This is a genomic window from Bradyrhizobium niftali (genome assembly GCF_004571025.1).
In the GTDB taxonomy this organism is placed as follows: Bacteria; Pseudomonadota; Alphaproteobacteria; order Rhizobiales; family Xanthobacteraceae; genus Bradyrhizobium; species Bradyrhizobium niftali.
In genome coordinates, this window is record NZ_SPQT01000019.1 from 167,110 (window position 1) to 186,559 (window position 19,450).

Annotated in this window: 20 protein-coding genes and 1 pseudogene; 7 read left to right on the plus strand and 14 right to left on the minus strand. The window is 64.4% G+C overall.

Going from position 1 to position 19,450, the window contains the following annotated elements; all coding sequences use genetic code 11:
* Nucleotides 1-19 precede the first annotated feature (19 nt).
* Genes soxA through E4K65_RS29065 form a run of 7 tightly spaced genes read right to left on the minus strand, consistent with a single transcriptional unit; the run spans nt 20 to nt 6,007 of the window.
* The gene (soxA, locus tag E4K65_RS29035) at nt 20-799 is read right to left on the minus strand and encodes a sulfur oxidation c-type cytochrome SoxA (protein ID WP_167771244.1); all 780 of its coding nucleotides are present in this window, start codon (nt 797-799) and stop codon (nt 20-22) included.
* The gene (gene soxZ / locus E4K65_RS29040) at nt 796-1,113 is read right to left on the minus strand and encodes a thiosulfate oxidation carrier complex protein SoxZ (RefSeq protein ID WP_135177039.1); all 318 of its coding nucleotides are present in this window, start codon (nt 1,111-1,113) and stop codon (nt 796-798) included. Before soxZ ends, soxA begins: the two co-directional genes overlap by 4 nt.
* Nucleotides 1,113-1,580: a SoxY-related AACIE arm protein gene (locus E4K65_RS29045; RefSeq protein WP_135177040.1), complete on the minus strand. Its 468-nt coding sequence runs from the start codon at nt 1,578-1,580 to the stop codon at nt 1,113-1,115. Before E4K65_RS29045 ends, soxZ begins: the two co-directional genes overlap by 1 nt.
* A gap of 8 nt (nt 1,581-1,588) precedes the next feature.
* On the minus strand, nt 1,589-2,038 hold the full coding sequence (gene soxX, locus E4K65_RS29050) for a sulfur oxidation c-type cytochrome SoxX (protein ID WP_135177041.1): 450 nt from the start codon (nt 2,036-2,038) through the stop codon (nt 1,589-1,591).
* Nucleotides 2,031-3,314, minus strand: a complete 1,284-nt coding sequence (locus E4K65_RS29055; protein ID WP_135177042.1) for an NAD(P)/FAD-dependent oxidoreductase — start codon at nt 3,312-3,314, stop codon at nt 2,031-2,033. Before E4K65_RS29055 ends, soxX begins: the two co-directional genes overlap by 8 nt.
* Before the next feature lie 45 nt (nt 3,315-3,359).
* Complete coding sequence (locus tag E4K65_RS29060) at nt 3,360-5,546, minus strand: xanthine dehydrogenase family protein molybdopterin-binding subunit (protein ID WP_135177043.1); 2,187 nt, start codon at nt 5,544-5,546, stop codon at nt 3,360-3,362.
* Between the two features lie 11 nt (nt 5,547-5,557).
* Complete coding sequence (locus E4K65_RS29065; RefSeq protein WP_135177044.1) at nt 5,558-6,007, minus strand: (2Fe-2S)-binding protein; 450 nt, start codon at nt 6,005-6,007, stop codon at nt 5,558-5,560.
* Between the two features lie 314 nt (nt 6,008-6,321).
* On the opposite strand from E4K65_RS29065, the gene E4K65_RS29070 reads away from it, so the two are divergent.
* Entirely contained in the window at nt 6,322-7,938 is a 1,617-nt protein-coding gene (locus E4K65_RS29070) for a B12-binding domain-containing radical SAM protein (protein WP_135177045.1), read from the plus strand.
* A gap of 5 nt (nt 7,939-7,943) precedes the next feature.
* Here the strand turns inward: E4K65_RS29070 and E4K65_RS29075 are convergent, their stop codons facing one another.
* On the minus strand, nt 7,944-9,332 hold the full coding sequence (locus E4K65_RS29075; protein WP_135177065.1) for an MFS transporter: 1,389 nt from the start codon (nt 9,330-9,332) through the stop codon (nt 7,944-7,946).
* Between the two features lie 173 nt (nt 9,333-9,505).
* Between E4K65_RS29075 and E4K65_RS29080 the strand changes: the two genes are divergently transcribed.
* Nucleotides 9,506-10,567, plus strand: coding sequence for an isocitrate/isopropylmalate dehydrogenase family protein (locus tag E4K65_RS29080; RefSeq protein WP_135177046.1), 1,062 nt, complete (start codon nt 9,506-9,508; stop codon nt 10,565-10,567).
* Nucleotides 10,568-10,768: 201 nt separating this feature from the next.
* Here the strand turns inward: E4K65_RS29080 and E4K65_RS47645 are convergent, their stop codons facing one another.
* Nucleotides 10,769-10,945, minus strand: coding sequence for a hypothetical protein (locus tag E4K65_RS47645; RefSeq protein ID WP_167771245.1), 177 nt, complete (start codon nt 10,943-10,945; stop codon nt 10,769-10,771).
* A 204-nt stretch (nt 10,946-11,149) separates the two neighbouring features.
* Here E4K65_RS47645 and cax point away from each other — a divergent pair, with 204 nt between their 5' ends.
* Nucleotides 11,150-12,250 carry a calcium/proton exchanger gene (gene cax, locus E4K65_RS29085; RefSeq protein WP_135177047.1) on the plus strand — a complete coding sequence of 367 codons (1,101 nt, stop codon included), beginning with the start codon at nt 11,150-11,152 and terminating at the stop codon, nt 12,248-12,250.
* A 77-nt stretch (nt 12,251-12,327) separates the two neighbouring features.
* Here cax and E4K65_RS29090 read toward each other — a convergent pair whose 3' ends face one another.
* Nucleotides 12,328-12,546, minus strand: coding sequence for a hypothetical protein (locus E4K65_RS29090; protein WP_135177048.1), 219 nt, complete (start codon nt 12,544-12,546; stop codon nt 12,328-12,330).
* 200 nt (nt 12,547-12,746) lie between these two features.
* On the minus strand, nt 12,747-13,310 hold the full coding sequence (locus E4K65_RS29095; protein ID WP_135177049.1) for a hemerythrin domain-containing protein: 564 nt from the start codon (nt 13,308-13,310) through the stop codon (nt 12,747-12,749).
* A gap of 314 nt (nt 13,311-13,624) precedes the next feature.
* Between E4K65_RS29095 and E4K65_RS29100 the strand changes: the two genes are divergently transcribed.
* The gene (locus E4K65_RS29100; RefSeq protein ID WP_135177050.1) at nt 13,625-13,906 is read left to right on the plus strand and encodes a hypothetical protein; all 282 of its coding nucleotides are present in this window, start codon (nt 13,625-13,627) and stop codon (nt 13,904-13,906) included.
* 458 nt (nt 13,907-14,364) lie between these two features.
* Nucleotides 14,365-14,505: a hypothetical protein gene (locus E4K65_RS47650; protein WP_167771246.1), complete on the plus strand. Its 141-nt coding sequence runs from the start codon at nt 14,365-14,367 to the stop codon at nt 14,503-14,505.
* Here E4K65_RS47650 and E4K65_RS49560 read toward each other — a convergent pair.
* Nucleotides 14,502-14,633 carry a hypothetical protein gene (locus E4K65_RS49560; RefSeq protein WP_283813899.1) on the minus strand — a complete coding sequence of 44 codons (132 nt, stop codon included), beginning with the start codon at nt 14,631-14,633 and terminating at the stop codon, nt 14,502-14,504. The two genes, E4K65_RS47650 and E4K65_RS49560, sit on opposite strands and share 4 nt — an antisense overlap.
* 699 nt (nt 14,634-15,332) lie before the next feature.
* Between E4K65_RS49560 and E4K65_RS29110 the strand changes: the two genes are divergently transcribed.
* Complete coding sequence (locus E4K65_RS29110) at nt 15,333-15,602, plus strand: antibiotic biosynthesis monooxygenase (RefSeq protein WP_135177051.1); 270 nt, start codon at nt 15,333-15,335, stop codon at nt 15,600-15,602.
* 97 nt (nt 15,603-15,699) lie between these two features.
* On the opposite strand, the gene E4K65_RS29115 is transcribed toward E4K65_RS29110, so the two are convergent.
* The gene (locus tag E4K65_RS29115; RefSeq protein WP_135177052.1) at nt 15,700-15,885 is read right to left on the minus strand and encodes a hypothetical protein; all 186 of its coding nucleotides are present in this window, start codon (nt 15,883-15,885) and stop codon (nt 15,700-15,702) included.
* 327 nt (nt 15,886-16,212) lie between these two features.
* Between E4K65_RS29115 and E4K65_RS29120 the strand changes: the two are divergent.
* Nucleotides 16,213-16,716, plus strand: a pseudogene (locus E4K65_RS29120) (methyltransferase family protein).
* Between the two features lie 309 nt (nt 16,717-17,025).
* On the opposite strand, the gene E4K65_RS29125 reads toward E4K65_RS29120, so the two are convergent.
* Nucleotides 17,026-19,450 (minus strand): adenylate cyclase (locus tag E4K65_RS29125; RefSeq protein ID WP_135177054.1); only part of this gene is annotated, 2,425 nt, incomplete at its 5' end.

Below are 19,450 nucleotides of genomic sequence, written 5' to 3' on the forward strand. Positions count from 1 at the left end.
TAGTCCTAATTCGAAGGAATCAAGGCCGCACGGCCGGTGTTTCCATCGGCAGGCCGCGCGCCCGCGACATCAAAAAGAGCTCGAGCGCGACGAGCTCCGGTGCGCCGTAATCGTAGGCCTGGGCGCGGACGCCGGACATGCAGCTGCGCAGGCGCCGCTCCAGTGACCCCAGCGTCTGCCATTCCAGCCGATACATCGGATAGCCGGTCGGCTGTCCCTGCGTGATCGGCGCACCGGCGAGATGCTTGTCAAAGTTGTCGTCGTGGCAATTGGTGCAGGCGAGGTTGAGCTGGCCCTCGCGCTGCATGAAGAGGTCGCGGCCCTGTTCGACGAACGGCTTGACTTGCGGATCCTCGCCAGCCGTGATCGCGACACCGCGCGCCTGGTGGGCGACGAAGGCGGACAGCGCCAGCAGGTCGCGGCTCTCGTAGGGGAGCGGCGTTGCCTGCTGATGATTGGCGCGGCAGAGATTGATGCGTTGATCGAGTGTGACAGGGCGACCCTGTGTCTTGTCGAAAGCGGGATAGCGCGCCGCGACGCCCTGCATGCTGCCTCGCGCATCGCCGTGGCAATCCGCGCAGGCCTTCTCCGCGCTGCCGGTCTTCTTCGTCCACAGTGTCTCGCCGTCGAGCACGAACAGCATGCCCGGATTGGACGTGTCGTCATCCTGCATGGCACGCGTGTCCGGCCCCATGAAAGCGTAGCCGGACCGGCGCGCCTCGGGCGCAATCTCGCCGGCGAGCAGGGCAGGGGCCGCCGCCAACAGCGTCGCCACCGCTATCGCGCGCCAAAAATTCATTCGACCGTGATCGATGCCGACGCGGTGGACGAATAGCCGTTGTCGCCGGTCCATTCGAACTCGAACTTGCCGCTCTCCTTGGCGACCGTGAAGAACGAAAGGTAGGGGTTCGCGGCGATCGCCGGAAACAGATCGGCGCGAAAGATCTCGGTGCCGTTGTAGCGGCAGGTGAAGCTTGTGATGATGTCGCGCGGCACGAGCCGGCCGTCGGCGGTGTGGCGGAAGCCGGTTTCCATGATGTGCGAGGTCAGCGTGCGGATTTCGATGACGTCGCCGCGCCTGGCCTTTGCGGGTACGTTGATCAGCGCGGCCATCAGTTCAGCTCCTCGGTGCAGGCTGCCAGCGTCACGACGACGTCGGCGGCGACCTGCCAGAACGTGTCGTCGGAGAGACGGGCGATTGCGACCACCTTCTGGGTGTCGGCCAGCCGGATCCTCGTCGAGACCTGGGCGCGGCCGGAGGAGGGGCCGAGATGGAAATTGCCGATGTTCGGCTGCGGGTTCTTCTCGTTGAAGACGTGGATGCTCTTGACGTAGTCGTCAGGCGTCATCGGGCTTGCGACGCTCACGGTCATCGGCACGGTGTTGCCGTTCTCGACCAGTGGCGGAATGTCGAGCTTCACCCTGCCGGTGCGAATCTGGGCTTCACCGACGACGTTGCGGATCGCCGCGTTGAGCATCGCGGGCGTCGCCTCCAGCGGTCGCAGCGTGACGATCGGGATCGTCCCGGCGGCGGTGATGCCGCCGGCAAGGCTCAGGAATTGTCGTCGCGTGGTTGGCATGAGCAGTCCTAGTCCCGAAGCGTTGCAAGATAGGCCACGATGTCCTCGATTTCCGCCGCCGATAATATCGGCTTGCCGGCGAAACTGCGTCCGACGCGGACGAGGCCGTCATTGCGATAATAGGACGGCATGATGGTCTGCGCGTTGAAGCGTGACGCATCGACCAGACGAAGCCGCAACTGGCTCACCGACCACCGGTTCCCGGCGCCGGTCAGATCGGGCGCGAGGTCGCCCTGGAACCGCGTTTCCGGGAAGGGGCCGGAATGGCAGAGGATGCAGGTCGTCGTGCGCGCCAGCACCAGCGCGCGTCCGCGCGCGGCATCGCCGGGCGTGCCGGTGAGCGAAGCCGGAATGCCGTCGCCGACGACCGTGTAAGGTGCGAGCTCCTCTGCACCTGCTCCACAGGCGAATGTGAGACCAGCGATCATTGCTGCGATATGGACGGTCAATCTAGCCAAAGGTGTCCGCCGTGATGGTTTGAAACCAGCGCTCGGCTTCGGTCGCCTCGCGGGCGCGCAGCTCGCGCGGGGCGTCGACCGGGCTGGTCGCGCCGCCCTCGACCTCGGCAAAGATATCGCCTCTGGGCCGGTAGTTGCCGGCAAGCGAGAAGCCGTAACCGGGCGCGACCGTGGTGTAGCAGACACCGGTGAGCCGTGGCGCCTCCGGGGCGCGGCCTGCGAGCAGGCTGACGATCGCGGCGGCGCAGGCCTTGCCTTGCGCGCTCGCGGCCGACGCCGATTTGGGAATGCCGCCGCCGAGGCAGGCATCGCCGATGACGTGGATGTTCGGGGCGAGCTTCGACTCGAAGGTCACAGGATCGATCGGGCACCAGCCGGTCGCATCCGCCGCGCCCGCGATCTGGGCGAGGTGGCCGGCGCGCTGCGGCGGGATGACGTTGGCGACGTCGGGCGTGTAGTTGCCGAACTCGGTGACGATGGTCTTCGTCGGTGCGTCAACGGAGGTCACGCGGCCGCCTTGCGACAGCGCGATGCGTTCGATCATGTCGCCGTAAAGCTCCTTCCAGGCCTTCTCGAACAGCCGCTGCTGCGAGAAATTGTCCTTGGCATCGAGGACCAGCACCTTCGAGCGCGGCTTCTTCGTCTTCAGGTAATGCGCGATCAGGCTGGCGCGCTCGTAGGGCGCCGGCGGACAGCGCGAGGGATTGGCGGGGATTGCGATGGCGACCGTGCCACCGTCGTCCATCGCCTCCAACTGCCTGCGCAGCAGCAGCGTCTGCGCGCCGGCTTTCCAGGCATGCGGCATCTTTTCCGACGCCGCGTCGTCGTAGCCGGGCAGGGCTTCGACGTGGAAGTCGATGCCGGGCGAGAGCACGAGGCGGTCGTAGAAGAACGAGGTGCTGTCTTCGACAGTGACGCTTTGTTGCTGCGGGTCGATCCTCGTCGCGGTCTCGCTGACGACAAAGACGCCGTCGGCGGCGAGCTTGTCATAGCTGAATTGCTGGAGTTGGATGTCGCGTAGACCCGCGATCACCTCGTTGCTGAACGGGCAGGCGGTGAACACCCTGTTCGCGTCGATCAGCGTGACGTCGAGTGACGCATTGGCCCGCTTCAATGCTCTCGCGCAGGCCGCACCGCCAAAGCCGCCGCCGACCACGACCACGAGGCCCGCGGACCGCGCCCTTGAAATCGATGGCCGCGCCAGCGTTGCGGCTGCCGCGGTGATGCCGAGCACGGCATTCCGCCGTGTCACCGGGCGCGTACTCATTGGGATCATCCAGGCAAAATGACGCGGCGGCCGTCGTGGCCGCCGCGGCCTCTCTCAGGCGAAGGTGATGTTCTGGTCGCGTAGCGGCACGGAGCGGATGCGCTTGCCTGTCGCGGCGAAGTACGCGTTGAGCACCGCCGGCGCCGCAACGCCGATGGTCGGCTCGCCGACGCCGCCCCAGAACCCGCCGCTCGGCACCATCACCGATTCCACCTTCGGCATCTCGTTGATGCGCATCGAATTGTAAGTGTCGAAGTTGGTTTGCTCGATCTTGCCGTCCTTGACGGTGCAGCCACCGTAGAACAGCGCGGACAGGCCATAGACGAAGGAGCCCGCGATCTGCCGTTCCACCTGCGCCGGATTGACGACGTAGCCGGGGTCGGTGGAGGCGACGATGCGATGCACCTTGATCTTGCTGCCGTCGGTCACCGAGATCTCGGCGGCGCCGGCGACGTAGCTGCCATAGCCCATGACCTGCGCGATGCCGCGATAGACGCCCTGCGGCGCCGGCTTGCTCCAGCCGATCTTCTCGGCCACGGCATTGAGCACCGCCAGGTGCTTGGGGTGATTGCCCATCAGCTTGCGGCGGAATTCGAGCGGGTCCTGGCCTGCGGCATTGGCCAGCTCGTCCATGAAGCATTCCATGTAGATCGCGTTGTGATTGACGTTGACGCCGCGCCAGAAGCCCGGCGGAACGTGCGGGTTGCGCATCGCATGCTCGATCAGCAGGTTCGGCACCGAATAGCCGAACGCGGCCTCGCCGGATTGGGCGACGCCCTGGAATGCGGCCGGATCCATCCCGTTCTGGAGCGCCTCGGGGCGGAGCGAGAACAGGATCGACTGCCCGGACAGGCGGTAGTGCAGCGCGACCAGATTGTTGTCGGCGTCGAACGCGCCGGTCATCTTGCACTGGGTGATCGGGTGATACCTGCCGTGCGCCATGTCCTCTTCGCGCGACCACAACAGCTTGATCGGCGTGCCCGGCATCTGCTTGGCGATCATGACCGCCTGGCGGACGTAGTCGGTCTGGCCGCGCCGGCCGAAACCGCCGCCAGGCATTACCTTGTGCACGTCGCACTTCTCCGCCGGCAGGCCGGAGGCCTCCAGCACCGCCGCGAAGGCCGCCTCGCCATTCTGCGTGCCGCACCAGACCTCGCATTTGTCCGCCGTGTAGAGCGCGGTGGCGTTCATCGGCTCCATCGTGGCGTGGTTCTGGTAAGGGTAGTTGTAGACCGCTTCGACCTTCCTCGCGGCGCCGGCAATTGCTGCCTTCACGTCGCCGTTCTTGTTGCCGACATAAGCCGGCTGCTCGTTGTCGAGCCCTTCCGCCAGCCACTTCGCGATCGACTCGCTGGAGACCTTGGCGTTGTCGCCCTCGTCCCAGACGATCGGCAGCGCTTCCAGCGCGGTCTTGGCGTGCCACCAGGTGTCGGCAACGACCGCAACCGCGGTATCGCCGACCTTGACGACCTTCTTGACGCCTTTCATGCCGGCGATCTTGGCTTCGTCATAGCTCTTCAGCTTGCCGCCGAACACCGGGCAGTCCTTGATCGCGGCGTTCAGCATGGCCGGCACCTTGACGTCGATGCCGTAGACCATCGTACCGGTGGTCTTGTCGGCGGTGTCGAGGCGCAGCACGCCCTTGCCGACCAGCTTCCAGTCCTTCGGGTCCTTCAGCTTGACGTCGGCCGGCGGCGTCAGCCTCGCCGCGGCCTCGGCGACCTTGCCGTAGGTCGTGGTTCGGCCCGTCGGCGTATGGGTGATGACGCTCCTCGCGGCCGTGCATTCGGAGGCCGGCACCTTCCACGAATCGGCGGCGGCCTGGATCAGCATCACGCGCGCGGTGGCGCCGCCCTTGCGGACATAGTCCTGCGAGGAGCGGATGCCGCGGCTACCGCCGGTCGAGAAATCGCCCCAGACGCGCTTGCGGGCGACGCTCTGGCCGGGGGTCGGATATTCGGTCGTGACCTTCGACCAGTCGCATTCGAGCTCCTCGGCGACGAGCTGGGCGAGGCCTGTCAGCGAGCCCTGGCCCATCTCGGAGCGGGCGATGCGGATCACCACGGTGTCGTCGGGTCTGACCACGACCCAGGCGCCGATCTCGGGCGAGCCGTCGGCGGCCCGCACCACGGCGGGACCGCCGAAGGGAAGGTCGAGGCCGATTGCGAGGCCCGCGCCGACCGCGGCGCTGCCGATGACGAAGGCACGACGGTTCATCTTGGGAGAGACGTGCTTGTTCATGGGGCGGCTCCTTACGCGCTTGCGATCGTGTGGATCGCCTCGCGCACCTGCTGGAAGGTGCCGCAGCGGCAGATATTGGTGATGGCCTCGTCGATGTCGGCATCGGTCGGCTTCGGCTTCTCGCTCAGCAGGGCCGCCACCGCCATGATCATGCCGCTCTGGCAATAGCCGCATTGCGGGACGTCCTTCGCGATCCAGGCTTCCTGCACCTTGTGCAGCGTTTTGCCGGAGGCGAGCCCTTCGATCGTGGTGATCTTCTTGCCCTCGGCCTCGGCGACCGAAACGCCGCAGGAGCGGGTGGCGACGCCGTCGATGTGAACCGTGCAGGCGCCGCATTGTGCAATGCCGCAGCCGTATTTGGTGCCGGTCAGGCCGGCATTCTCGCGGATCGCCCAGAGCAGCGGCGTATCCGGTTCGACGTCGAGTGTGAAGGTTTTTCCGTTTATTGTTAGATTTGCCATCGCAAGTCCCCTGATTGGCCCAATCCACCGATTAGACTCAGGGGCGCAATGTGTCCGGCAATCTGGGACGGTTCAAATCAACAGTCCGCGGGGTGGCCGTCGAAGATTTTCGCGGTCGCAGGATGATTTAGGGGCCGGCGGTGTTGTGCGGTGCCCCCTTTCGGCGGGGCGCGGCCCCTCCCCGGGCGCCAATCCAGGGCCTGGGACGACGTCCGGCGTGTTCCCCTCGCAGGAGCGATCGACAGTTTGTCCCTTTTGCCGGGGTGCAAGACGAAGATGCTCTGCTACACTGGGCCGAAGCCAGAAGGAGTTCCATGAACGTGCCGAGCCCCAACGTGCTGATGCTCTATCCGCTGTTCACGGCGGAGTCGTTCTGGAGTTTTGGTGAGTCCTGCGAACTGATGGGCGTGAAGCGCCCCGCTGCTCCTCTCGGCCTGATCACCGTTGCCGCGATGCTGCCCAACAGCTGGACGGTCCGGCTGATCGATTGCAACACGACGCCCCTGAGCGACGAGGATCTCGCCTGGGCCGACGTCGTCTTCACCGGCGGAATGCTGCCGCAGCAGGCCGACACGCTGCGCCTGATCGAGCTATGCCGCGCGGCGGGCAAGCCGGTGGTCGTCGGCGGTCCCGATCCGACCTCCAGCCCCCACATCTATGAGAAGGCCGACTTCCGGGTGCTCGGCGAGGCCGAGAGTGTCATCGACGAATTCATCGCGGCCTGGGAGGGCGGTGTGCGCTCCGGTGTCTTCACCGCGCCGAAATTCCAGGCCGACGTCACCAGCACGCCGGTGCCGCGGTTCGACCTGCTCAAATTCGAGGACTATCTCTATCTCGGCGTGCAGTATTCGCGCGGCTGCCCCTTCACCTGCGAGTTCTGCGACATCATCGAGCTCTACGGACGCGTGCCGCGAACCAAGACGGCCGAGCAGATGTTCGTCGAGCTCGAGACGCTCTACCAGATGGGCTACCGCGGCCATCTCGACTTCGTCGACGACAATTTCATCGGCAACAAGAAGTCGCTGCGGCTGTTCCTCCCGCAGCTCGCCGAATGGCAGCGGGCCCACGGCTATCCGTTCGAATTCTCCACCGAAGCCTCGATCAACCTCGCCGACGATCCGGAGCTGCTGGAGCAAATGGGGGCGGCCAATTTCTTCGGCATCTTCGTCGGCATCGAAAGTCCGGATCCGGCGACGCTGGTCGCGATGCGGAAGAAGCAGAACACGCGGCGCAACATCGCCGAGAGCATCCACAAGATCTACGCCGCCGGCATTCTCGTCACAGCGGGCTTCATCGTCGGCTTCGACAATGAGAAGGTCTCGATGGCGGAGGCCATGATCGAATTCATCGAGGAGGCGGCGATCCCCGTCAGCATGGTCGGCCTGCTCTATGCCTTGCCGAACACGCAGCTGACGCGCCGCCTGGAGCGCGAAGGCCGGCTGCACCCGGGTCACGATCTGGCGCCGACCATCGGCGCCGATCAGTGCACGGATGGGATCAACTTCGATCCGGTGCGCCCGCTGCGCGACATCCTGATGGATTACAAGCGGGTGCTGGAGCGCATCTACAATCCGACTGCCTATGCTGGACGCATCGACCGCTTGATGACGCTGCTCGACCGTTCGCGGCAGCGCCACGAGCTTGCGGAGGGCGACATCCGCGCCAAGATCGGGGCGATGGAGACGGTGCACCGCGTGGTCACCGCGATTCCGGAAGCGCGCGGGCCGCTCTGGCAGACCTTCATGAACTGCGCCAAGCGCGACACGTCATCGGCGCGGATCGCGGTGCAGATGATCGCGGCCTATGCGCATCTCGGGCCGTACTCGCGTAAGGTCATCGCAGCCATCGACGCGCGTCTCGCTGCGCTGGACGACGGGACGATCATCCCGCCGGCAACGATCGATGTGACGGCGGCGCGGCACCTGGCCTGAAGGCCTTACTTCACCGCCAGCCGCAGGAAGCTCATCACGCTGCCGAGCGCGGCAAAGCCTGCACCGAGCGCCAGCGCGACGGTCGCACCGTCATGACCGGCCAGCGCGAAGCAGAGCGCCGCGAGCGCGGCTCCCGTCGTCTGTCCGGTCAGGCGCGCGGTGGCGACGATGCCGGAGGCGCTGCCGCTGCGGTGGGGCGGCGCGCTCGACATCACCGCCTTCATGTTCGGCGCCTGGAAGAAGCCGAAGCCCATGCCGCAGATCACCATCCGCCAGAAGATATCGGGGATAGCAGGGTTGGCCGGCAGCAGCGCGAGCAGGGCCATGCCGAGGCCGAGCAGCACGAGCCCGATGCCGCCGAGCAGCCCGACCGCATGCCGGTCGGACAGGCGCCCGGCGATCGGCGCCATGATGCCGACCACCAGCGGCCAGGGCGTCATGAAGAAGCCGGTCTCGACCTGCGAGCGCCCCAGCACATCCTCGAAATAGAACGGCAGCGAGACGAAGGCGAGGCCCTGCACCGCGAAGGAGCACACGGCGGTCGCCGCCGACAGCGCGAACATCGGCCGGCTGAACAGGTCGATCGGCAGCATCGGTGCCGGATGATCGGCGTGCCGGCGCGTCAGGATGAAGCCGAGCGCGAGGGCCGCGACCAGTTCGATGCCGACGACGAAAGGCGACAGATTGTGCGCGGCGCTGCCGATCCCCGTGATGAACAGGCCGAGGCAGGCAGACGCCAGGATCGCGCCGAGAAAGTCAAAGCCGTGATCGGCCCGCGGCGTCTTCGGCAGCATCGCAAAGCCGATGCCGATCGCAACGAGGCCGAAGGGGATGTTGACGGCGAACAGCCACGGCCACGGGCCGAGCGCGAGGATGGCGGAGGCGATCGAGGGCCCGAAGGTGAAGGCGGTCGCGACCACCAGTGCGTTGTGGCCGAGGCCGCGGCCCAGCATCCGGCCGGGATAGACGAAGCGCACCAGCGCCGTGTTGACGCTCATGATGCCGCTGGCCCCCAGGCCTTGCAGCGTGCGCGCCACCAGCAGGCTGTCCAGCGACCACGCCACCGCGCAGAACAGCGAGGCGATGGTGAACAGGATCAGGCCGCCGAGATAGATGCGCTGGTGCCCGACGATCTCGCCGAGCGCCCCTAACGGCAGCAGCGTCGCCACCAGCGCGATCTGGTAGACGTTGACCACCCAGACCGACTGCTCCGGCGTGACATGCAGATCGGCAGCAATGGCGGGCAGTGCGATGTTGGCGATCGCGGTGTCGAGCGAGGCCATCGCCAGCGCGGTGAAGATGGCGGCGATCGCCCAGCGCCGCTGCGCGGCCGGCAGGCCGTCGGCGATCGGGTGGTCGGGCTCGCGCGCGGCGGCAGGTAACGTGATCGTCATTGCGTTGGCGCGTTGCTCCGGCGGCGTGGCCATAGGGGACTTTTCGGCATGTACTACGCTTGAGGCCGCTGCCACAGGCACATGCCTGCATGCTGTGTATGCGCGAAGGTCAGGCGATGCGCCTGCGCGCTGGCGTATGATCGCGCGAGCTGCTGCAATTTCAGGGGATCGTCATGCAACTCGTCGTTCTGCCCGGTGACGGCATCGGACCCGAGATCACGACCGCGACATCGCTCGTGCTGCGCGCGGCCTCGGAACGCTTCCAGCTCAATCTTCGCCTGGAGGAGCATGCGGTCGGGCATGCGAGCCTGAAACAATTCGGCACGACGGTGCGCCCCGAGCTGCTCGACATCGTCCGCGCCGCCGACGGCCTGATCCTGGGCCCGACCGCGACCTTCGACTTCAAGGACGAGGCGCGTGGCGAGATCAATCCGTCCAGGCACTTCCGCAAGAGCCTCGACCTCTACGCCAATGTCAGGCCCGCGCGCACTTATGCCGGGCGGCCCGGCCGTCTCGGCGAATTCGATCTCGTCGTGGTGCGCGAGAACACCGAAGGGTTTTATGCCGACCGCAACATGGAGCAGGGCAATGGCGAGATGCTGGTCACGCCTGACGTCGTGATCTCGCTGCGCCGGATCACGCGTCTGTGCTGCGAGCGCATCGCGCACGCGGCCTGCCGTCTCGCCATGAAGCGGCGCAGGCACCTCACCATCGTGCACAAGGCCAATGTGCTCAAGATCGGCGACGGGATGTTTCTGGACATCTGCCGCGAGGCGGCCAAGGCCTATCCCGGCCTCGAAGTCGACGACATCCTGGTCGACGCCATGATGGCGCATGTGGTGCGGAGCCCCGATCGCTTCGACGTCATCGTCGCCACCAACATGTTCGGCGATATCCTGTCCGATCTCACGGCGGAGCTGTCGGGCAGCCTTGGCCTCGGCGGCTCGCTCAATGTCGGCGACCGCTACGCCATGGCGCAGGCCGCGCACGGCTCGGCGCCCGACATCGCCGGGCAGGACATCGCCAATCCGGTGTCGCTGATCCTGTCGACGGCCTTGCTGCTCGGCTGGTACGGCGAAAAGAGCGGCGCGGCCCGCTACGAGGAGGCCGCGCGGGCGATCGAGGCGGCGGTGGCGAAGGCGATCGGTGAGGGCAGGGCGACCCGCGATGTTGGCGGCAGGCTCGGCACGATCGCGGCGGGCGCTGCGATCGCGGAGATGTTGCAGGGGGAGTAAGGGCTCTTCGCCTCTCCCGCCTGCGGCAGGGGAAACGCATTCAAGAGAGGTTGCTGCGGCCATCCTTCGAGACGCCCGCCTTTGGCGGGCCCTCAGGATGAGGACGGAGTGTGCGGCAGCAATTTCGACCGGCAAGATGCCGCTTAGCCTCGTCCTGAGGAGACCGCTGGAAGCGGTCATCTCGAAGGACGAGGCGCGCGGTCAGGCATTGCCAAAAGTCATATGCGATAGCCCTGCCGCCTGCCGGGAGAGGGAGCGCACCTGTGCACTGCCGCCCAAAACAAAAAGTCGAAAAACAACCCCATGCACAGTAGAAGGCCCCTTGATCGACAAGGGATTTTCGAGCCGCGCCGCGACGACATTCGTGACCGCGATCACGTTGACCCGTCGGGCAAAACACTGGCATGATGCTATCGTGGCGGCGACCGGTGACAGGACCGGAGCGCATTCTCGTCAAGCGCGATGTCCGCGTCATGCCATCAAGCGGCGCGTCTCCTCCGGCCCACGTTGAGGCAGATCAATACTCGCCTCGCAGGCCCGCCAGACCCTTCCATCAGCGCATCCATGGAAAGGGCGGCCGTCATGCAAACCCTGCTCAGGGAAATCCGGGATACCCCTTTGCTCTGGATGCTGGTCTTCGTGCCCATCGTGCTGGTGGCCGAGGCGGCTGCCCCGCATTCCCACACGCTCCTCTTCGTGCTGGCGGTGCTTGCGATCGTGCCGCTGGCGGCCCTGCTGAGCCACGCCACCGAAGCGGTCGCCGCGAAGACCGGCGATGCCGTGGGCGGACTGCTCAACGCAACGCTCGGCAATCTGACGGAGCTCATCATTGCCATCACGGCGCTGCGTGCAGGCCAGTACATGCTGGTTAAGGCCTCGATTGCGGGGGCGATCGTCACCAACGCGGTGTTCATGTTGGGGGCCTGCCTGCTGCTCGGCGGCCTGCGCTACCACGTGCAGGAGTACAACCGCGCCGGCGCGCGGCTCTCGTCGGGCCTGTTGCTGATGGCGACCGTCGCCCTGCTTGCGCCTTCCGCGGTCGCTGATCTCGAGCATCTGCCGCAGGGCGGGGGCATCTTGAACACGCTCAGCGTCGGCATTTCGGTCCTGCTGATCATCGCTTATGCGCTCGGCCTGTTGTTCTCGCTCGGGACGCACAAGGAATTGTTCGCAAGCGCCGATCATGGCGAGGACAAGGAGGCGCACTGGCCGATCGGCATCGCCGTCGGCACGCTGCTGGCCGTCACCGTGCTGGTCGCGCTCGTGAGTGAAATCTTCGTGGAATCGGTGCAGAAGGCGGCGGAGACGTTCGGGATGAGCCCGGCCTTCGTCGGCTTCATCGTCGTTTCGCTGGTCGGCGCTGCCGCCGAATTTGCGGTGGCGTTCGGCGCGGCGCGCAAGGACCGGCTCGACATGGTCGTCAGCATTGCGCTCGGCAGCGCCTCCCAGATCGCGCTGTTCGTCGCACCCGCGCTGGTGCTGCTCAGCTACGTCGTGGGGCCAACGCCGATGAACCTGCAGTTCTGGCCGGGCGCCGTCACCATGGTGATGATCGCCACCGTCACGTCGGCCTTCATCACGGCCAGCGGGCGCTCAGCATGGTTCGTCGGCGCGCTGATGATCTTCATTTATGCGGTCTTTGCGCTGACGCTTTATGTCGTCCCGCCGGCGGGCCGGGGATGAGGGCGGTCGCCCGGCAGCCATGACCGTTTCTGACCCAACCCAGACATTGGCGCGAGCTTCTGTCTCGCGTTTTGCGTTCAGGACCACGGCGGCTCTTCGCCGGCCCCGGCTGCCTCGTGGTTGATCGCGACACCCGCCGTGCGCAACCCGGTCAGCAAGACAGTTCTTACAAAGGCAGGATCAAACCCAATATCCTTGGCGTTTGGTGGATGTGCCTCGCTGTCCTTCAATCGGAGCGCCAGGTGCATTTGCTCGCAAAGGTGCTGAACGACGCGATTGACTTGATCGTCAGTCATCGTTGGCTTCCTCCTGCTACCTTTTGTCCAACTAGGTAGCACAAAATAGGGCGGTACGCGATCGGACGGCCCCAAGCCCAACCCCACGCTCATGGGCGGGCCGGCCCGCCTGGCACGCCGGAAGTGACCGGCGGCGATGAGAACGACGCTTTTGACCTTTCGGACATTGAGTCCGATCGGCGCAATGCGAATGAGCTTGACTAGTGCCGTCCGGCTTCGGCTTCTTGTTCCAACTGCAAGATGCGCGCCCGTAGCGCGTCGAACGTCTCTTCGGCCGCCTCGCTGAACAGTGGATCCTCAGGATTGGTTATGGCCGAAGCGATCTCCGTCCAATCTTCAGGCTCGAGAGCCTTCAGGGCGGCGGGAAAGAAATCGCGATCTTCCTTCATGATGTGGCGCCGCTCGTGCTCTATGAAATCGCGAACGATGGCATGCACATCCTGCCGAAGCAGTTCGCGATCCGCGAGAACATCGTCGACCGCATGAGCGACGCGGCGCAAAAGGTCGGCCCCCTTCTGGTGTTCGCGAGCGAGATCACCGACCTTCGCAGCCGCACCGGGATCGCGAATTTTCAGCTTGTCGAAGACCAGGTCTTCCTGAGGATGGTGGTAAACCTCCGGGTAAAGTTCGAAGTAGCTGATAACCGCGCCGATAACCTCATAGTCGGGGCGGTCGCCCCGATCGAAAACCTGAAGTTCCCGCTCAAGGATGGCGAGCAGTTTCTCGATATTGCGGTGCTCTTGGCTTAAGCGCTCAATGATCATTGCTGCGATCCACAAGGTGACCGATTGAGAAGCTTCGAAAGCCTAGCCCCAAGTCGCCTCAGCTCTTTTGCGCTAAATCAAGTTCCGGACGTATGGTGCGCCATCCGCCTGTTCTATGTCGCCTGTTTTGCCGCCGCCGCGTCACGAACGGGATGTCCGGCCCATGGCTCAGTTGGTCCGATGCAGCGGTTTGTCTGGAGTTGGGGGGTAAAGCCGACCTGCCGGCTGAGCGCCCGGACTTCTCAGTTTGACCCATTGCAGTCATTCTGCGTTGTTCGTTACAAGAGAGGCGGCTTTAGCTTGCGAGTGCCGACATGAGTGAAAAAGTTGCGGAAGGGACTTGGTATTATGATGGAAACATTCCGCAGCGCATCGCAGCTTACCGGAAGGAAGCGCGTCTCGCGGCGTCTCGATTTGACCGGAATACCGACCAAGAGCCATCAATAGCCGAGAGCCGACCTATACCTGAAACGAAGGACGGTTTTTTGTACTATTGCTTGTTTGGAAACTCGGGCGAGCATTTATCTCTCGAAGAATTAAAGGCGTGGGCCGCTTCTCAACCGTGGGGACCGGTTAAGTGGGACGAAGACTTTTAGCTGGAAATGCCGTGCTTGAACGGCTGCTCTTGGCCCGTAGCTGCCTCTCTGCTTCGACGCCCTGATGTCCGATTGCGGGGTTCTAACGGACCAACGAAAGATATGGTCGCGATGCCCGCAGGTGAGACTTCTGCGGCCCGGGGGCGACGGGACTATCGATTTCATCTATAGGACAACAGCACTGGCTTGATTAGCATCGTGCCGGTGACCACATCATATGTCATCGGGGACACGTTGGCCCCGACACACAGGCAACGCATTGACCGCCTCATTCAGATGAAGGCGGTGCGACCTGCGGCTAGCAGGCTTGGGCCACGTTCGAGTACCGCTCGGCGCGGCAAACCTCTACGCAAAAGCAGCGCAACGGCACAAGCCGCCGAGGGAAACCTTGGCGGCTTTTGCGTGGGGCCAAATTGGACTAGCCTGTTGAGCTGCACGGCTCATCGGAGGGCGCGAATGTGAACTCCACCCTTAAGATCCAAAAGTCAGAAGAAACCCTGATCGAACAGATCAAGGCCGAGATCAAAAAGCGTTCAGAGGCGAAGGCCAGGCGGATGCTGCTCAAGCGGCCCAAAAGGCTGGCCAAACGCTGCGGCTAGTCGATCAGCTCGTCGGTGTCACCAGTGTCTTTGAAGAGCGTCTTCAGCAGCCGCCATAGTTCGCGGTGCCCAGGGGTTTGGCCGCCTTGCTTGAGGTAATCCGCGATATCCATTGTGGTGGTTTGCATCTCGATCGTCCCGTCGACGCGTGCATCGAAATGAGCTACCAGGCTTTGGGCTGTAAGTCAGCCGCGCTGCGCTCAGGGTCGCTTGACAACTACTTCTTCAACAGTAGTCCCATCGTTCGCGCCATGCGCCTCACCGACCCGGCATGGCGGCCCAGTTCGGCGGCTATCTTCGATGCGCCAATTCCCTGCCGGGCCAGCCCGACCAATCGTCGGACCTCCTGCTCGGCCCATTGCTTTGGCTTCGGTGTTTTCATGGTGCGTGCAGCGCTCAAGACCTGCCGACCACTTAACCGGTGCGCCTAGTTGCCAACACTTGGGAAATTTACAGGTGGTGCCTGCCACCACAAGGCTGAGCGGTGCGGCGGCTTTGGCGCGCGCGAGATGGGCGTGCGCGGCGTCCCGATTATCGCGCGAACTCTATTGGGGATATCGGACCGGCGTCGTTGGCGTAGGGAGGCCCGCTATCAAGGGTAGATCGGACCTGCCGTATGCGAGCGCCGGACCGCCGCTTTTGACCCGCTGCGGACATCCGACTGATGAGGCCGTTCGATCGGACAAAGGGCAAACGTCCGATGGCATCAGTGCAACCCGGAAATGAAATAGCTCCAAGCGGCGGCCAGTATTATACTGGTGCTACTGGAAGTGCTGTTTCAAGCGTTCGTGGAAAGATTGTTACGACCAGTCAGGGAGGAACATCTGATGACGACTATGTTTGTTAGGCACACGGTTTCCGACTACAAGACCTGGCGGAAGGTTTACGACGATTTTGCTCCGGTTCAGAAGGCGAAGGGCGTAACAGCCGAGGCTGTCTACCGAGCAGTCGAAAATCCCAATGACATCACAGTAACTCACGAGTTCGCTACGATTGAAGCTGCGCAAGCCTTCGCGGAGAGTGCTGAATTGAAGAATGCCATGCAGAATGCGGGAGTGGCGGGAGCCCCAACGATTTGGTTTACGAACAAGGCGTGAAGTATCGATCCCGGCCAAGCGCCGGGATTTTTTTGCTGTGGTGTGCCATGTCGCCTGACAGCGGCTGCCCAGCTGGATCAATCGACGAGGCCTGCACTCATGCCACTGCTCCAAGCCACGGCAGCCTTTGCGCCTCTATGTCGACCAACTCATTCAGGTCCGCTTCTAAGTCCAACACGATATCGAGAAGCAGAGCCGCCGCCACTGGGTCTGTCGTTTCATGCGCCATCAATCGAAAGCGCTCGACCTCGTGCCAGCGCTCCTTCCACTCGCTGTCAGTCATGGCTCCCCCATGCGCTGATCCCCCAGCGGGCATGGGTATTGGTTCCTCAAACTGTGAAATTATTGCGGCGCGATGGGGCATAGTCCCTGCCCCAACCCCGCCGGCGGCGGGCAAGGTGAGCGTGGGACGGACGCCCGGCCCTGTCGGGGCGAAGAGCAATCGAAGCTGGAGATATTTGTCAGCTCGTTCGCAAACAAGATGAGCCGCGAGTTAGAAGCGAGGTGAAGAGAACTCGACGGCCGGCGCAACTAATTGCGGAGCCACGTTCAATGCTCGAAGCAGAAAGTGATTTGCCGAGCTATTCTTGTCGGGTCGTAGGAGTACGCAATGTCGAAAGCAATTGCTGTCTTGGGCTCCGCTCTGTTCTTCGTCATTGCGCCGTTGGTGCTGGCAGGCTTCGTCCCCTGGTGGGTCACGCAGTGGGAATTTCGGCCAGCTTTTTTCGGCGTCGATCTAACCCGGATCCTCGGCGGTATATTGATCATCGTCGGAGTGCCCGGACTTGTGGATTCATTTGCCCGGTTTGCGCTGGAGGGGCTGGGGGCGCCAGCCCCGATCGCGCCGACACAAAAGCTCTTAGTGACTGGCCTTTATCGCTACGTGCGAAATCCATCTACATCGCGGTCGTCGCAGTCATTTTTGGTCAGGCCCTTTTGTTTGGTGACTGGCGTCTCCTCTGGTACGGCGCGCTACTCTGGCTGTTTTTTTCATCTCTTTGTAGTGATGTACGAAGAACCGACGCTCAAGCAAACATTCGGCACGGAGTACGAGAGCTTTCGGACTAATGTGCCGCGCTGGATTCCGCGGTTGACGCCACGGCGAGCCGCATAAAGGAATCGCTGCAAGCGGCTCGATGCCGGCTGCAACAAGCAGTGCGAGACGGCGAAGCGTAGCAAGCCCGCCTAGGCGGCCTCGCCCCGTGACTGCCTGGCTGAGTTCCGGTTTTAGCCCTTAGCCGAAGCTCGCTCGAGCCCGTCCCATGTCGGCTCCCAGGGGCAAACCGGGCGTCGGTTCAGCCTAGGGCCTACCGCAGCTTTTGACCCTAAGCCGCCATTTCAGCGGCGAGCGGCTTCACACCACGACTGAATGAAAACTTGTCCAGGCGACTTGGCCAAGAGACTGCTGTGCCCGTATGCTGGATCAACTACTGGTATTGTTCTTCGGCTCGGAGCTGGCAATGATCTCTCGAAGCATTGCTCTGGCAGCCTGTAGATCCGGGGTCCCAAAGCCCTCAGTGAACTGGCTATAGAGCGGGCTGAGGAGGTCGTGAGCCTCGCCATGCCGCCCCTGTTCTCTGCACAGTCCTGCAAGGCATGTTGTTGCACGCAACTCCCACAGCTTGGCGCCCTGCTGTCGTGCAACTGACGCCGCTTGCCGAAACCGCGCTTCCGCAGCGGCCGGATCGGCCTTCCGCAGCCGCAGCATCAACTCGCCCTTCATCCGATGGAGCTCGGCCTCGAACCACCGCTCGCCGGTTTCTTCCACTCGGCCCAGCGCCTTTGCAATCAGATCCAAGCCTTCCTCCACTGCGCCGGAACGGCCGAGGGCCTCAGCCTGAAGGCCGAGGAAATACGGCTCATAGAGTCCGGCCCCGGTGGCTTGCCAGGCTGGGAGGCCCTGCCGAAGCTGCGCCAGCCCTGTGTCAGTCTCTCCCGACTGGAGCAGAGCCCATCCCCGGATGGTCGACGCCGCTGCGAGGAAATGCGGAAAATTCTGCTCGATCGCCAACTCAACCAGTGCCTCGGCTCGGTCCCGCGCCTCACGCCCGGCCCGGCGGAACTGCTCGAAGAATGACGCAAACAACAGGGCGTATCCCAGCGTGTTGAGGTGAGCGAGTTTGAGGGCGGCCTCGATCGCTTCGCGGCTCCGCGCCCGGGCCTGCTCCGGATAGCCCAGCGCAAACAACGTCCATGACAGCCCCGACAGCGCCGCGACCCGAGGATCCTGCACATAGAGAAATGCGAGCGGGTGATGTCGCTCCGGATCATAGAGGGCGAGCGTCCGCTCCAGATCACCACGGGCAGCAGCTGCCTCGCCGCGCCAAAAGGCGCCAGTCCCGCGGACGCGGTGAGCCACCAAGGTGACGGAATCCTCCTGTTGGTCCTGCGCTCGGCGTGCAAACTCGTCTGCCACTTCGCGCGCCGCGTTGTGCTCGGCGCGCACGCCGTGGAACACCCATTGACCGTAGAGCACGGGCCAGAGCTGGGTGGTGGCCCCGATCTGCTCGCAGAGCTCGCGGGCACGGGTGTTGGCCCGCCCGGCTTCCGGCGCCGCCCAGCCTTGCGTTGCCATTAGCGCCACGCCCAACGCCACCTGAAGGTCGAGTTCTCGCCACCGTCGATCGGCCTCCGGCAGGCCGGCAAGCAGATCCAACCCGTTCCGCAACTGCGCGAGCGCTTCGATCATAGCCGAGCGGGAGATGGCTCGCCGTCCCGCCCTGAGCCAATAATCGATCGCCGGTTCGGCGAGCCCCGCCTTCATGTAATGGTGGGCCAGAAGCTCGGGTTGCACCTGCACGGACTCTGGAAAATGTTGCTCGAGCGCGGCGGCGATCCGGGCGTGCAAGCGCTGCCGCTTCGCGCGCACCAGGGTCGCATAGGCGGCGTCCTGCACGAGCGCGTGCTTGAAGCTGTAGGTCGCCAGGGGCGGCGTCCCGCGCCGGAACGCCAGGCCCGAGCCGACGAGGTCGTCCAACGCAGCCTGCAGTTCGCTCTCCGGCAGCGCCGCCGCAATCGCGAGCAGTTCGTGAGAGAACTCCCGGCCAATCGCGGCCGCGACCTGGGCGACCTCTCGGGCCGGGGCCAGCCGGTCGAGCCGGGCCAGCAGCGACTCCTGGAGCGTGGCCGGAATCGCCATCGGCGGCAGCGGTCCGGCGAGCGCGTAGTGGTCGCCCTCATCCCGGAGCAGATTTGTCTCCAGCACGGTCCGCGTCAGCTCCTCGACGAACAGCGGCACGCCGTCCGTCTTGGCCACGATCTGGTCGAGCACCGCGGGGGGGAGCGCCTTGCTGCCGCTCAGCCGCGCGACCATGGCCGCCCCCTGACGGCGGCTCAACCGGCTGAGGGTCAGCGCGGTGACATGGGCATAGCACGTCCAGGATGGCTCGAACTCCGGCCGGAAGGTGATGAGGACGAGCACGGGGGCGCCTTGCACCCGGTCGATCAGGAGATCGAGCAGCTCGAGCGAGGTCGGATCGGCCCAGTGCACGTCCTCGTACAGGGCCAGGACGGGCCGGCGCGTTCCGAGGCCCAGGACCTGATCGACCAGCACCTCGAGCGTCCGCTCCTTCTGCCGATGCGGGCTCATGTCGAGCGGCGGATAGCGCGCACCGGTCTCGAGCGACAGCAATGCTGCGAGCAGCGGGGCCACCACGCTGACATCATTGCTCGAGAGCGCAAGCAGCGCCTCGAGCTTGTCGAGCCGCGTTGCGGCGGGGTCATCCGCGGCAAATCCTGCCGCCCGCTCCAACAGCCCGATCACCGGATGCAGCGGGCTGGTCTGATGGTGCGGTGAGCAGTAGTGGCTCAGGGCCGTATGCGCCTCATCTTCAAGTCGCCCGCGCAGC

Bases quoted from the DNA above. Each gene is read 5' to 3' on its own strand.
- E4K65_RS49560 (WP_283813899.1), bottom strand. From the start codon at position 14,633: ATGCAAACCACCACAATGGATATCGCGGATTACCTCAAGCAAGGCGGC.
- E4K65_RS29045 (WP_135177040.1), bottom strand. From the start codon at position 1,580: ATGCCAACCACGCGACGACAATTCCTGAGCCTTGCCGGCGGCATCACC.
- E4K65_RS29080 (WP_135177046.1), top strand. From the start codon at position 9,506: ATGCAACTCGTCGTTCTGCCCGGTGACGGCATCGGACCCGAGATCACG.
- E4K65_RS29110 (WP_135177051.1), top strand. From the start codon at position 15,333: ATGACGACTATGTTTGTTAGGCACACGGTTTCCGACTACAAGACCTGG.
- E4K65_RS29100 (WP_135177050.1), top strand. From the start codon at position 13,625: ATGAGTGAAAAAGTTGCGGAAGGGACTTGGTATTATGATGGAAACATT.
- E4K65_RS29070 (WP_135177045.1), top strand. From the start codon at position 6,322: ATGAACGTGCCGAGCCCCAACGTGCTGATGCTCTATCCGCTGTTCACG.
- E4K65_RS29065 (WP_135177044.1), bottom strand. From the start codon at position 6,007: ATGGCAAATCTAACAATAAACGGAAAAACCTTCACACTCGACGTCGAA.
- E4K65_RS29060 (WP_135177043.1), bottom strand. From the start codon at position 5,546: ATGAACAAGCACGTCTCTCCCAAGATGAACCGTCGTGCCTTCGTCATC.
- E4K65_RS29075 (WP_135177065.1), bottom strand. From the start codon at position 9,332: ATGACGATCACGTTACCTGCCGCCGCGCGCGAGCCCGACCACCCGATC.
- cax (WP_135177047.1), top strand. From the start codon at position 11,150: ATGCAAACCCTGCTCAGGGAAATCCGGGATACCCCTTTGCTCTGGATG.
- soxZ (WP_135177039.1), bottom strand. From the start codon at position 1,113: ATGGCCGCGCTGATCAACGTACCCGCAAAGGCCAGGCGCGGCGACGTC.
- soxA (WP_167771244.1), bottom strand. From the start codon at position 799: ATGAATTTTTGGCGCGCGATAGCGGTGGCGACGCTGTTGGCGGCGGCC.
- E4K65_RS29115 (WP_135177052.1), bottom strand. From the start codon at position 15,885: ATGACTGACAGCGAGTGGAAGGAGCGCTGGCACGAGGTCGAGCGCTTT.
- E4K65_RS29090 (WP_135177048.1), bottom strand. From the start codon at position 12,546: ATGACTGACGATCAAGTCAATCGCGTCGTTCAGCACCTTTGCGAGCAA.
- E4K65_RS29055 (WP_135177042.1), bottom strand. From the start codon at position 3,314: ATGATCCCAATGAGTACGCGCCCGGTGACACGGCGGAATGCCGTGCTC.
- E4K65_RS29095 (WP_135177049.1), bottom strand. From the start codon at position 13,310: ATGATCATTGAGCGCTTAAGCCAAGAGCACCGCAATATCGAGAAACTG.